We start from the raw sequence: 12,719 nt of genomic DNA, 5'->3' as shown, positions 1-12,719 counted from the left end.
CCCCCGCCACCGCCGCCGACCGGCCGACCGTCCAACCACTCCCCGCCAACCTGGAGGCCATCCGGGCCGCCGAGGCGACCGCCCTCTACGGCAGCCCGGCGATCCGCCCGATCGAGCAGCGCCGCACCGCGCTGATCACCATGGGTGACAGCGAAATCTCCGGTGAGGGGGTCGGCAACTACGTGCCCGGCACCCACCAGCCGGGCAACTGGTGCGACCGCTCGTACGACCAGGCGCTGTTCCGCACCGGCATCCCCTCGGACGCGCAGTACAACCTGGCCTGCTCCGGCGCCACCCCGTGGAACCTGATCGCCGGCGGCCCGACCCAGCACAACGAGCTGAACCAGGGCGACTACCTGGGGATCAAGGCGCGCAACACCCACGTGAAGCTGATCTGGGTGGTCGTCGGCGCGAACGGCGACGGCACGATCCAGTTCGGCCCGGTCGCCACCGACTGCGCGATCAGCCGGGTCTTCTTCCAGGGCCCCTGCTACCCGCGCTACACCGACCAGTGGACGATCCGCACCGACGGCAGTCGCCAGGCCGTCGTCGACGCGCTCAACGACATCCGGCAGACCATGACCAAGGCCGGCTACCTGCGCTCGGACTACGAACTGGTGCTCATGTCGTATCCGAGCCCGGGCAGCCCGGACGTGGAGGACAACCCGAACTTCCCCGGCTGGTACTCCGGCGGCTGCCTGCTCTACCTGGCCGACGCGGCGTTCGCCCGGAACAAGGCCGTGCCGATGTTCGAGTCGGCGCTGCGCGCCGCGGCCACCCAGACCGGCACCCGTTACCTGGATGCCAGCCGCCTCTTCCACGGCCACGAGGTGTGCACGGACAACACCTCGGTCCGGGGCCTCTACATCGAGATCGGGATCTGGGACGAGAACGCCGCCCGGCAGTCGTTCCACCCCAACGCCCGCGGCCACGGCATGTTCGCCCAGTGCATCACCCAGTTCTGGAACTCGGGGCAGGAGCGGGCCAGCTGCGTCGACCCGGCCAGCACCGGCGGCGGCGTGCTCTACCCGGGGTTGCTGGAGTTCAAGCAGCTGCGCAACCTGGCCACCGGCACCTGTGTCGACGGCAAGGGGTACGACTCCCGCAACGGCACCGTCCAGCAGCCGTACACCTGCCACGGTGGGCGTAACCAGGGCTTCTGGTACGACCCGGGCCGGCGGTCGCTGCACTCGGAGCTCTCCCACGACCGTTGCCTCGACATCGCGAACGGGTCGCTGACGTCCGGCACCGCGGTCAACATCTACGACTGCAACGGCACCCCCGCCCAGCAGTTCGTCTTCGCCGGTAACCAGATCAAGCCGGCCGGCGCCGGCAACCTCTGCGTGGCGTTCGACAGCCCGTGGCTCGGCAGTCCGCGGCTGCGGTTGGCTGGCTGCTCCAGCAGCACCCGGCAGCAGTGGTCGTTCGAGCCCCGGACCGCCGCCAACCCGGTCGGCTACGGTCACGACGACTTCATCGGCTCCCGCGTCTACTGACGAGGGAAGGGGCCCTGGCGTCGACCAGGGCCCCTTCCTCTCACTTGGCGCGGGGGATGAGGATGAGCCGGGCAGTGCCCTTGTCGCCGTCCTTCGCCCCGGCGACGCCGAGCGTCGTGCCGACCTTGACGTCACTCGCCTGCACGGTGGCGCGCCGCTCGACGACCCGGAGGTCGTCGCCGAAGGTCCACGTCATGGTGAAGCCGTCGGTGGACTTCACGGTCATCGAGTCACCGTCGATCGCGGTCACCTCACCGCGCTGCACGGCGACCGTCTTCGTACCGCCGTCCTTCGTCTTCACCACGGCTTCGCCGTGCAGGGTGTTCCTGCGCAGCAGCACGCGGGCCTGGCGGCGCTTGCGCCACTCCTCGCCGCGCTTCTCCCGGGCCTTGTCCTGGGCGGTGGGCGAGGCACCGGGCGCCGGGGTGGCCGGCGCGGCGACGGTCAGCACGTCCAGGTCGTTGGCGTCGAAGCCCATCGCGGCCAGCGCCTGGCCCTCCACGCCCATCGCCGCGGCGACCTCGACGGCGGCCTCCCGGGCGGGTTGGCTGGCCACCTCGGCCGCGCCGCAGCCGCTGACACCGAGCGCCACCGCCGTGAGCAACGACGTGGTGGCGGCGGCAAATCCCCAACGTGGCATGACTGTCCCTCTCGTCCGTGGAGCCCTCAGCCTGCCCGGCGACGACGAGCGCAGCGTCAGACCGATGTTCGGGTCTGGTAAGGATCACCGGGCAGCCGGACCGTGAACGCGGCGCCGCCCTCCGGCGCGTGACCGGCGACGATCTCCCCGCCCAGCCGGCGGACCAGCCCGGCGGCCAGCGCCAGCCCCAGCCCGCTGCCCACCTTGCGCACCCCCCGGTAACGCTGGTGCAGCGCACCCCGCTCGAACGCCACCGCCAGGTCGTCGTCGGTGAAGCCGGGCCCGCCGTCGCGGACCTCCAGCACGCCGCCGGCGGCCGGGTCCGCGCCGGCAGCCCGGACCGCGAGCACCACCGGCGCCCCCGGGGGTACGACCCGCAGCGCGTTCTCCAGCAGCCCGTCCACCACCTGCCGGATGCGCCCCGGATCGGTGTACACCGGCACCGGCCCACCGGGCGTCTCCATCCGGAACGGCACTCCGACCGCCGCGCAACGGTCGGACCAGGTCGCCTCGGCGTCGACGGCCAGCCGGGCCAGGTCCACCGGTACCGGTTCCAGCGGGAAGTCGGCGGCCTCCAGCCGGGCCAGCGCCAGCAGGTCGCCGATCAACCGGTCCAGGTGCTGGGCCTCGGCCAGCACCGTCCGGCCGGTGCCGGCCATGCCCTCCGCGTCGATCACGCCGTCGGCCAGCGCCTCGGCGTACCCCCGGATCGCGGTCAACGGGGTCCGCAGCTCGTGCGAGACGGAGAGCAGGAACTCCCGCTGTCGGCCCTCGCTGGTGGCCAGCGCGGCGGCCAACCCGTTCAACGCCTCGGCCAGGTCGGCGACCTCGTCCGGCGGCTCGACCGGCACCCGGACCGCGCGGTCCCCGGCACGCAGACGGGCGGCGGCGGTGGCCGCGACGCGAATCGGCCGGGCCAATCGGCGGGCCAGCAGCAGCCCGGCCACGACGCCGGCGGCGAGCCCCGCCAGCAGCGGCAGCCAGAGGCTGAGCAGCACCTGCTGCCACAACCCGCTCGCCGAGGCGCGGGAGAGCACCACCCCGTTGCCGCCGGGCAGCGCGCGGCCCTCGACCAGCGCGCGCCTGCCGTTGACCGGCCGGCGGACCGACACGTTGCGGCCCTGCTCGATCCGCCGCACCACCCGGGGTGGCAGGCCCGGCCGGTCGACGACTCCCCGCCGGATCAGGTACGCGTCGATGTCCTGTGCCCGCAGCTGCTGGATGAGCCGCTCCTCGTCGGCGGTACGACCCCGGTCCAGCCGGGTCCGCAGCACCTCGGCGGCGAGTCGGGCCTGCGCGGCGAGCGCCTCCTGATCGCGTCGCTCCGCGCCCCGGATCGCCAGCGGCACCGCGACGATCGCGGTGACCAGCACCGACACCAGCGCCACGGCACAGGTGACCAGCACCGCCCGGGTGGTCAGCGTCCGGCCGGGACGGCTGCGCCGGGGCGCGGTCGGGGGTCGGGCGCCGATCACCGGCAGCGTCATGGTCGGCGACTCGGGTCGCGCCGTGGGCTGCCGCCAACCGGGCTGGTCAGGCATCGGCCGCGTACCCCACGCCCCGGTGGGTCCGGATCACGCTGGCCGGGCCGAGCTTCGCCCGCACCTGAGCGACGTGCACGTCGACCGTGCGGGTGCCGGCGTGCGCGGCGTAGCCCCACACGCCGGCCAGCAGCTCCTCCCGGGTGAAGACCCGCCCGGGCCGGGCCATCAGGTGGGCCAACAGGTCGAACTCGGTGGAGGTGAGCTGCACCGGGGCGCCGGCGGCGGTGACCGTCCGACGGGCCGGGTCGAGCGTCACCGGACCGACGACGCGCGGCCGGTCCGCACCCTCCGGGCCGCCGGCGGAGCGGCGCAGCACCGCGCGCACCCGGGCGACCAGCTCACGGGGGCTGAACGGCTTGGTGACGTAGTCGTCGGCGCCCAGCTCCAGGCCGACGATCCGATCCACCTCGTCGTCCCGGGCGGTGAGGAAGATGACCGGCGTCCAGTCGCCGCCCTCGCGCAGCTGGCGGCAGATCTCGGTGCCGGGCAGCCCGGGCAGGGCGATGTCCAGGACGCAGGCCACCGGACGCAGCCGCCGGGCGGCGGCCAGGCCGGCCTCGCCGTCCCGCTCCAGGTGGACGCCGAACCCGTCGCGGGTGAGATAGAGCCGGACCAGGTCGGCGATGGCCGGCTCGTCCTCGACCACGAGGACGAGCCCGCGGTGCGGCGGTTCGACGGTCACCGGCCCATGATTGCCGACCCGGCGCTCTCGGCGCGATCGGCGCGTGTTCGAGTTCGGTAAAGGCGGGGCGGAGGGCCGCCGCCAGCGGTGGGGCGGTGGGGCGTCAGCGCGCCACGACGGGTCGGAGCACGCTGGGCCGCGTGGCGGCCGGCACCTCGCCGATGGTGGCGACGATCCGCTCGCGGGGCGTCCGCAGGCGGGTCCGGAAGGCGTGGTTGAGCAGCGCGTCGAGCTGCCACACCCGCTTCGGGTGGGTGGTGCGGATCAGGAACCGCTCGCGGATCCCGTCGATGGCGGTCGCGGCCAGCTCGACCGAGTGCAGACGCGGGTCGGGGCTCCAGGTGACGTTGCTCAGCTCCCGCAACTCGGTATTGAGGTGCAGACGCAGCCGGTGCAGCAGCCGGGTCTGCTGGGTCACCACCAACCGACGGTGGGTGAGCAGCAGCAGGTAGTCGCCGGTGACCGGGCGGTCCGGGCGGCTGCAGCGGGTGACCAGGATGGTGGCGTCACCGGAGCCGACGCAGCGCCGGAAGACCGGCATGTGCCGGCTCAGGGTCTGCACGGCCAGGCCAGCCTCGGCGGCGGCCGGAAGGAACGTTCGGGAGAAGACGTCCATGACCTGCCCAACGACCTCTTCGACGGAAGTGACGTGGGTCACGGCCGTTTTTTGGAACTTCCACGCGCGGTGTCGCACCGGCTGTCCGACATCGAGCCACCCGGCCTGAGGGGCGGCCGGCCGGCGTCAGCGGGTCGGCGGCAGCGCGCCGAGCCGGTTGAGGGTCCGGGGCTGGTCGCGGAAGACCCCGCGCAGCAACCAGCTCGGCTGGAGCCGCGGCTGCCGGAGATCGAGGTAGTTGCTGTCGATGTTGATCCGCACCCCGCCCCAGGTCTCGTGGTGGTCGCCTTGGTACTGCTTCATCCGACGGCCGGGCATCCAGTACGACGCCGGCAGGGCGCTGTCCGACACCGTCTGGACGCCGTCCCAGCGGGCGAAGTCGATCACGTCAGGGCGAGCATGCCCCGGCCGCTGATAGACCGCCACCTGGTCCGCCAAGCCCGCAGAGGTGACCTTGGTGTAGAAGCCGGAGAGGAACCGCAGCTGGTGCAGGCGCAAGGTCCACGCGCTCACGAAGGAGTTGACCGCCGCGGTGCAGGCGGCGTTCCCGGCCGGGTAGTGCTCCATGTCGAGCGTGATCGTGCTGGCGAGGGACAAACCGAGGCTGCGGGCGTTGCGGACCGCGTCGTCGGCCGCCTCACGGCCCTGAGCCGCGGCCCGAGCCGGGTCGATCTTCCGCTGGTACGTCGAGCACGGCGCCTGGAGGCCGACGTAGAGCGGGAAGAGCCGCCAGCCGGCCGCCTGCTGGATCGCCACCCAACTCGGGGTCAGGTTGGGCTGGGCACAGCCCCGGTTGACGCCACCGATGTAGATGCCGACCGCTCGGTAGGGCGACTGCAGCCACGCCTTCATGGCCGCGTTCGACGGAGCGGCGCAGGTGTCGAACCCGAGCCCGGTGAACGTCCCGGGCTGTGGCCCGTTGTACGCGGCGGCGGCCCACGCCGGCCGCGCGGCGCCGGTCAGCCCGGCGCCCATCGCGAACACCACAACCGCCAACGCGGCGAGAACCCGGTGGCTGCCACGACGCGGGTCGAGCCGAGGAGGGCTGAGGGTCACGTGTATTCCGATCTGATGTGGACGGTGGGCGCGGCCAGCGGCAAATCCTGCCCGCTCGACCCGCCGCCTGTCCAGACCGGTGCTCGCGATCCGTGGACGGCCGCCAGGGATGGCCGGGACGGCTTCAGGCCGGGTCGGATTCCAGCAGCTCCGCCAACCAGCCGGGGACCGCGTCGGCGTACTCGGCGCGGGCCGCATCGGCGGTGTCGAGGGCTCGCCGCCAGGAGAGCGACCGGCTCACCGCGCCCAGGCCCACCGCCAGGTCAGCGGCCTCGAGCAGGGTACGGCGATCGTACCGGTCGGTCCACGCCTCCAGGTAACCGTCGCGCAGCCGGGCCAGTCGGGTGTCGTCGGCATTCAGGTCGGTGGCGTACCGGATCGAGCGCAGGGTCACCAGCAGCGTGCCGAAGGGGTGCGCCACCGAGGCGTCACCCCAGTCGAAGTAGCGGTACCCGTCCGGGCCGGCGAACACGTTGCCGTCGTGCAGGTCGTCGTGCTGCACCGTGGCCGGGATGCCGATGTCGGCGAGCCGGCGGCACCGCTCGGCGTACGCCGGCAACTCGGCCCGCAGCCGCTCGTACGTCTCCGGGCTGAGCCCGCCTTCGTCGCCGATCCGCAGTGACGAACGGTCGTCGAGCAGCTCGTCGAACAGCCCGGCAAGCACCTCGGGGCGGTGGTCCGGCACGCCGAGGGCGATCAGTTCCTCGGCCCGGGGCGCGCTGGCCAGTTGGAGCGCGGCGTACCCGGGCAGCGCCCGCTCCCAGTGCGCCAGGTCCGGGTCACGGCCCAGCACGTCCCGCAGCGACTCTCCGCCGTCGGGCAGCAGCGACCAACCCCGAACCGGGTCCACCGCGATCGGTGCGAGGACCCGCTCGGGCGCCAGGTCGGCGAGCGCCGCGATCAGGACGGCCTCGTGCACCGTGCCCGGGTTGTTGGCCTTGAACCAGACCGGCTCACCGTCGGTGGGCACCTTCCACACCAGCGACCACGGGCGCACCCGGGGCTCCACCGGCCCGGTCACCCGCCGACCGGCCTGACTGAGCTGCTCGTCCACCCAGGAACGGGCCCGCACCTGCCACTGCTCTCGGGACCAGTCGGGGGCGCGCTCATCGGCGATCGTCGTCACAGTGCGCACCCTAGGCGGCCGAGCCGGGCCGGGGCGAGGACTTTTCCCCGCAACGACCGGGGCGGGAGTCAGAGCAGCTCGACGATGGTCGCGTTGGCCATGCCGCCGCCCTCGCACATGGTCTGGAGGCCGTAGCGGATTCCGTTGTCCCGCATGTGCTGGAGCATCGTGGTCATGATCCGGGCGCCGGAGCCGCCGAGCGGATGACCGAGGGCGATCGCCCCGCCGCGCGGGTTGAGCCGCTCCGGGTCCGCCTCGGTCTCCGCCAGCCAGGCCAGCGGCACCGGGGCGAACGCCTCGTTCACCTCGTACACCCCGATCTCCTCGATGCCCAGCCCCGCGCGGCGCAGCGCCTTCGCGGTGGCCGGGATGGGCGCGGTGAGCATGGTGACCGGGTCGTCGGCGGCGACCACGGCGGTGTGGATCCGGGCCAGCGGCCGCAGGCCGTGCCGGCTGGCCCACTCGCCGGTGGTGACGGCGAGGGCCGCCGCGCCGTCGGAGATCTGGGACGCGGACCCCGCGGTCACCACGCCGTCGGCGCGGAACGGCGTGGCCAGCTCGCCGAGCTTCTCCAGCGACGTGTCCCGGCGGATGCCCTCATCGGCGGCGAACTTGCCGCCGTCGGCGAGCGGCACCGGCGCGAGTTCCGGGTCGAACGCGCCGGCGTCCTGCGCGGCAGCCGCCTTCTCGTGGCTGGCCAGCGCGAACTCGTCGAGCTGGGTACGCGAGAAGCGCCACCGCTGTGCGATCAGCTCGGCCCCGACCCCCTGGTTGAACGGCAGCGGCGCGTCGTCGGCGAAGCCCTCCACGCCCCGGTAGCGGGTCCGGAGCTGGTCGCTGAACGGCATGCCGCCGGCCACACTGGAGCCCATCGGCACCCGGGTCATCGACTCCACCCCGCCGGCGACCACCAGATCGGCCTGGCCGGAGAGGACCGTCGCGGCGGCGAAGTGCAGCGCCTGCTGGCTGGAGCCGCACTGCCGGTCCAGCGTGGTGCCGGGCACGGTCTCGGGCCACCCGGCGGCGAGCACGCCGTTGCGGGCGATGTTCCAGGACTGCTCGCCGACCTGGGACACGCAGCCCCAGAAGACGTCGTCGACCTGCGCCGGGTCGAGCCCGGTGCGCTCGGCGAGGGCGCGCAGCACGTGCGCCGAAAGGTCGACCGGGTGGACGCCGGCGAGGCTGCCCTTGCGCCGACCGACCGGAGTGCGTACCGCGCCGACGATGACCGCGTCACTCATGTTTACTCCCGGGTAACTTGAGCTGTCCCGATCCTACGTCGTCCACGGACCGGTCGTCCGCCCCCGGTCCGGTCCACCCGCGGACGGGTGCCGGCGCGGGGCGGACGCTGGCATGCTGGCCGGATGGATGCCGAAGCTTTCCCGGTCCGGCAGTGGCGGGTGCCGGCGGGCGTACCGCTGGCGAAGCTGGCCGGCGCGGTCGTCCTGGTGGCGCTCGGCCTGCTCCTCGCCGAGGGCGACCCGGTGCAGCTGACACTGATCGGGCTGGTCGTCGCCGGCCTGGTCGGCTGGGCGCTGCGCGATGTCCTCGCGCCGGTCCGACTCGCGGCGGACCCGGCCGGCGTGGTGGTCCCGCAGGGTTTCGCCGGCCGCCGGCTGCTGCCGTGGGCCACGGTCGAGCGGATCACCGTGGACCGCCGGCCCCGGCTCGGCCTGACGACCGAACTGCTCGAGATCGACGCCGGCGAGTCGCTGCACCTGTTCGGCCGGTACGACCTCGGGGCCACCCCGGACGAGGTGGCCGAGGCGCTGCGGGCGGTCCGCCCGGCATGACCGCGACGCCCCGGCGTGACCGCCCGGCACGACACGCGCGCCGACCGGTCAGCCGGCGAGCAGCTGCGCGGTGCGGAACAGGACCAGGCCGAGCAGTATCAGCAGGATGACCGCGCCGCCGGCGACCTGCACCAGCGTGCGCCGACCGCGCGGCGCGTACGCGAGCACCAGGGCCATCGCCCCACCGACCACCAGGCCACCCAGGTGCCCCGGGATCGAGATGCCCGGCACGGTCAGCGTGAACACCAGGTTGATCACCAGGATCGGGATCACCTGGGAGATGTCCCGGCCCAGCTTGCGTTCGATGATGATCAGCGCGGCGAAGAGGCCGAAGACGGCGGTGGACGCGCCGGCGGTGGCCGAGTTCTGCGCGCTGAACAGGTAGGCGGCGACGTTGCCGCCGAGACCCGCGATCAGGTAGAGCGCCCCGAAGCGCAGCGGGCCGAGGTTGGCCTCCAGCGACCGGCCGAGCACCCACAGCGCCCACATGTTGAGCAGCAGGTGGATCACGCCGTAGTGCAGGAACATGGCGGTGACCAGCCGGTACCACTCGCCGTCGGCGACCCCACCGAGCGTGCCGTCGGGGAAGACCGCCAGCCCGAGGACCGAACCCCAGTTGGTCAGCGGCGTGCTGCCGCCCATCAGGCCGCCGAAGCCCGAGCCGCCCACCGCCGCGTCCCCGCCCCGGTCCGAGGCGATGGAGAGCAGCATGAGCAGCACATTCAGCGCGATCAGCGCCTTGGTGACGTAGCCGTGCCGGCCGGCGGTACCGCCACCAAAGGCGGTACGCGCCGGCCGCACGCTGCGACGTCCCTCGTTGACGCACTCCGGGCACTGGTGCCCGACGGACGCGTCCCGCATGCAGTCCGGGCAGATCGGCCGGTCGCAGCGGGAGCACCGGACGTAGGTCTCCCGGCCGGGGTGCCGGTAGCAGACCGGGGTGGTCGGCGGAGACTCGCTCACCGGGCCGACCCTCCGTCCGCCACCGCGCGGTCCACCGACGCCAGCCGGTGCGGTGCTCCGGAGCGCTCAATCATGCGAGCAAAGGTACCTCGCCCGTCGATCAGGCAGCGGACCGCTCGATCTCGACCCGCTCGATGACGACGTCCTGGAGCGGACGGTCGCTCGGGCCGGTCGGGGTGCTCGCGATCGAGTCGACGACCTTCACCGACTGCTCGTCGGCCACCTGGCCGAAGATGGTGTGCCGGTTGTTGAGGTGCGGCGTCGGAGACACGGTGATGAAGAACTGCGAACCGTTGGTGCCCGGTCCGGCGTTCGCCATCGCCAGCAGGTACGGCCGATCGAAGCGCAGCTCCGGGTGGAACTCGTCGGCGAACTTGTAGCCCGGCCCGCCCCGACCGGTGCCGGTCGGGTCGCCCATCTGGACCATGAAGCCGCTGATCACCCGGTGCGAGATGGTGCCGTCGTAGTACGGACCGCTGCCCGGCTGACCGGTGCGCGGGTCGGTGTACTCCCGGTTGCCCTCGGCCAGGTCGATGAAGTTGCGAACCGTCTTCGGCGCGTGGTTGGGGAAGAGCTCCAGCCGGATCGGGCCAGCGTTGGTGTGCAAGGTGGCGTAGACAGCCTCGGCCACGGGTACTCCTCACTCGTTGGTCAGTTCCATGCGGATCCTCCCATGTGCCCGATCTGGCATCGCGGAGGCATCCGAAGGTGGAGGATGACGAAGGAACAACTCCCAGGAGGTGGGACCGTGTTTGGAATCGGGCGGCGTAAGTCCCGGGGCCAGCTTGCCAAAGCCGAGCTGAACCAGAGCATCAGCCACCTGATGCTGGCAGCCAACCACGCCGCCAAGGGCGCCGGCGCGACGGTGGGTCCGCGGGTCCAGGTGGCCCGTGGCTACGTCGGACCGGCTGCGGCCAAGGTGCGCGACCGCGCTTCGACCGGCTGGGGGACGACACTCACCACGCTGGCACCGCTTGCCGCGGCGGCCCGTGACGGCGCCGCGCAGGCCGGGCCGCTCACCAGGAAAGCCAGGTCGAAGAACATGCGGATCACCAAGAAGAAGCAGCCGCGGCGGCGCGGCTCGATGATGACGGGCCTGCTCGCAGCGGGTGCGATCGCCGGGCTGGCCGGTGCGGTCGCCCTGCGCCGCCGCCGTGAGCAGCAGGAGTGGGCCGAGTACGACCCGACCCGCACCCTGGAGCCGATGCGCGACGAGGTGGATTCGATCGAGGTGCGGACCCCGTCCGCCACCAAGGGGACCGACGGGTCCGCGATGGCCGGGATGACCGGCGCCGGTAGTTCCGCGGTGGCCGGCGGCGACAGCGCCAGCACCACCGGTGCGCCCAAGCCGACCGGTGTTCGCCCGACCGACAAGGTCCCTTCGGTCGCCGAGGGCGCCAAGGACGCCTCCGGGCGCCCGGCCGACGACCTCACCAAGGCGCTGGGCAAGGACACCGCCCGCACCAACGGCCGCCGCTGACCCCGACGGCAGCGAACCGAGCGCCGGTGGACGCGGTTCCCCGCGTCCGCCGGCGCTTTCGCGCGAGCGGTCAGAGCCAGCCGTTGCGGCGGAACCATCGGTAGAGGGCCAGGGAGACGCCGAGCATCAGGGCGAGTACGACGGGATAGCCGTACGTCATGTTCAGCTCGGGCATGTTGTCGAAGTTCATCCCCTCGACGCCCGCGATGGAGGTCCAGACCGCGGCGATGGCCGCCCAGGCGGCGATCTTGCGCATGTCGTTGTTCTGGTCGACGGTGACCTGGGCCAGCCGCGCCTGGAGGATCGAGTTCAGCAGGTCGTCGTAGGAGTTCACCTGCTCGACGGTGCGGCTGAGGTGGTCCTGCACGTCCCGGAAGTAGCGCCGGATCTCCTTCGGCACCTCCCGGTTGACCTGCGAGGTCAGCGTCATCAGCGGCCGCTGTAGCGGCACCACGGCCCGCTTGAACTCCACCAGCTCCCGCTTCATCTGGTAGATCCGCTGGATCCGCCCATGGCCGTTGCGGTCGAAGACCTCCGCCTCCAGCACGTCGAGGTCGTCCTCGATCTGCTCGGCGACCTCCAGATAGAGGTCGACCACCCGGTCGGTGATCGCGTACGCGACCGACCACGGGCCCTGGAGCAGCAGCTCCTGCTTGGTCTCCAGGTCTGCCCGGACCGGCGAGAGCCGGCAGGCGTCGCCGTGCCGGACGCTGATCAGGAAGTTCGGGCCGATGAAGAGCATCACCTGGCCGGTCTCGACGACCTCGGAGTTCTCGTTCAGCTCGGCGTGCTCGCAGTACCGCGCGGTGCGCAGCACCAGGAAACTGACGTCGCCGAACCGCTCCAGCTTCGGGCGCTGCTGGGCCTTCACGGCGTCCTCGACGGCCAGCTCGTGCAGCCCGTACGTCTCCGCGATGGCGGTCATCTCGGCCAGCTCGGGCTGGTGCAGACCGAGCCAGACGAAGCCGTGCTCCTCGCGGCGGGCCGCGGCCAGCGCATCGGCGTACGTCCAGTCGCCCGGTTGCCGCTTGCCGTCGACGTAGAGCGCGCAGTCGACGACGCCGCTGCGCCCGGTGCCGGCCGGGGTCGGCACGGGCGGCGAGCCGTCCGCGTTGAGGATCCGGGTCATCGCCCGGACCGGCGACGGCCACGCCCGGGGTCGCAGCACCCGGGGGGTGTGCGACGGTGTCCCGCCCTGACCTGGTCGATCCGTCATCGCGCCACCTCCCCGCGCTCGGCTGCGGCTTGAGGCTACGCCCGTCGCGGCCGGGGGCACGTGTGACGGCGGTCGCGTGGGGCGGCGCCGGGCGGACCGGGTCGCAT

Annotated in this window: 13 protein-coding genes; 3 read left to right on the top strand and 10 right to left on the bottom strand. The window is 72.9% G+C overall.

The genetic code is table 11. The annotated features are described in order from the left end of the window. The coding region (locus EAD98_RS03135; RefSeq protein ID WP_121652574.1) for a ricin-type beta-trefoil lectin domain protein at nucleotides 1-1,496 on the top strand (1,496 nt) is incomplete at its 5' end. 40 nt (nucleotides 1,497-1,536) lie between these two features. Here the strand turns inward: EAD98_RS03135 and EAD98_RS03130 are convergent. The 7 genes from EAD98_RS03130 to EAD98_RS03100 form a co-directional block, all read right to left on the bottom strand. Next, a complete protein-coding gene (locus tag EAD98_RS03130; RefSeq protein ID WP_121652573.1) occupies nucleotides 1,537-2,136 on the bottom strand; it encodes a hypothetical protein in 600 nt (199 codons plus the stop codon). A 56-nt stretch (nucleotides 2,137-2,192) separates the two neighbouring features. After that, entirely contained in the window at nucleotides 2,193-3,623 is a 1,431-nt protein-coding gene (locus tag EAD98_RS03125) for a sensor histidine kinase KdpD (RefSeq protein ID WP_233583699.1), read from the bottom strand. Between the two features lie 46 nt (nucleotides 3,624-3,669). Beyond that, nucleotides 3,670-4,362, bottom strand: a complete 693-nt coding sequence (locus tag EAD98_RS03120; protein ID WP_121652571.1) for a response regulator transcription factor — start codon at nucleotides 4,360-4,362, stop codon at nucleotides 3,670-3,672. Between the two features lie 103 nt (nucleotides 4,363-4,465). After that, nucleotides 4,466-4,978 carry a hypothetical protein gene (locus tag EAD98_RS03115; protein ID WP_121652570.1) on the bottom strand — a complete coding sequence of 171 codons (513 nt, stop codon included), beginning with the start codon at nucleotides 4,976-4,978 and terminating at the stop codon, nucleotides 4,466-4,468. A 126-nt stretch (nucleotides 4,979-5,104) separates the two neighbouring features. After that, on the bottom strand, nucleotides 5,105-6,034 hold the full coding sequence (locus tag EAD98_RS03110) for a DUF1906 domain-containing protein (protein ID WP_233583698.1): 930 nt from the start codon (nucleotides 6,032-6,034) through the stop codon (nucleotides 5,105-5,107). Between the two features lie 124 nt (nucleotides 6,035-6,158). Next, nucleotides 6,159-7,160, bottom strand: a complete 1,002-nt coding sequence (locus EAD98_RS03105) for a phosphotransferase (RefSeq protein WP_121652569.1) — start codon at nucleotides 7,158-7,160, stop codon at nucleotides 6,159-6,161. A 68-nt stretch (nucleotides 7,161-7,228) separates the two neighbouring features. Continuing rightward, nucleotides 7,229-8,401: an acetyl-CoA C-acyltransferase gene (locus EAD98_RS03100; protein ID WP_121652568.1), complete on the bottom strand. Its 1,173-nt coding sequence runs from the start codon at nucleotides 8,399-8,401 to the stop codon at nucleotides 7,229-7,231. A gap of 123 nt (nucleotides 8,402-8,524) precedes the next feature. Between EAD98_RS03100 and EAD98_RS03095 the strand changes: the two genes are divergently transcribed. Then, on the top strand, nucleotides 8,525-8,953 hold the full coding sequence (locus EAD98_RS03095; protein ID WP_121652567.1) for a PH domain-containing protein: 429 nt from the start codon (nucleotides 8,525-8,527) through the stop codon (nucleotides 8,951-8,953). 48 nt (nucleotides 8,954-9,001) lie between these two features. Here EAD98_RS03095 and EAD98_RS03090 read toward each other — a convergent pair whose 3' ends face one another. Both EAD98_RS03090 and EAD98_RS03085 read right to left on the bottom strand, forming a co-directional pair. Continuing rightward, nucleotides 9,002-9,916: a rhomboid family intramembrane serine protease gene (locus EAD98_RS03090; protein ID WP_121652566.1), complete on the bottom strand. Its 915-nt coding sequence runs from the start codon at nucleotides 9,914-9,916 to the stop codon at nucleotides 9,002-9,004. A gap of 100 nt (nucleotides 9,917-10,016) precedes the next feature. Then, nucleotides 10,017-10,547, bottom strand: a complete 531-nt coding sequence (locus EAD98_RS03085; protein ID WP_109817197.1) for a peptidylprolyl isomerase — start codon at nucleotides 10,545-10,547, stop codon at nucleotides 10,017-10,019. Nucleotides 10,548-10,631: 84 nt separating this feature from the next. On the opposite strand from EAD98_RS03085, the gene EAD98_RS03080 reads away from it, so the two are divergent. Next, complete coding sequence (locus tag EAD98_RS03080; RefSeq protein WP_121652565.1) at nucleotides 10,632-11,396, top strand: hypothetical protein; 765 nt, start codon at nucleotides 10,632-10,634, stop codon at nucleotides 11,394-11,396. Between the two features lie 70 nt (nucleotides 11,397-11,466). Here the strand turns inward: EAD98_RS03080 and corA are convergent, their stop codons facing one another. Next, complete coding sequence (corA, locus tag EAD98_RS03075) at nucleotides 11,467-12,612, bottom strand: magnesium/cobalt transporter CorA (protein ID WP_121652564.1); 1,146 nt, start codon at nucleotides 12,610-12,612, stop codon at nucleotides 11,467-11,469. Between the last annotated feature and the right edge of the window lie 107 nt (nucleotides 12,613-12,719).

This window comes from Micromonospora sp. CV4 (assembly GCF_003667455.1).
Classification (GTDB): Bacteria; Actinomycetota; Actinomycetes; order Mycobacteriales; family Micromonosporaceae; genus Micromonospora.
The sequence above is the reverse complement of the archived record's forward strand: the minus strand, read 5'-3'. Positions and strand labels throughout refer to the sequence as shown.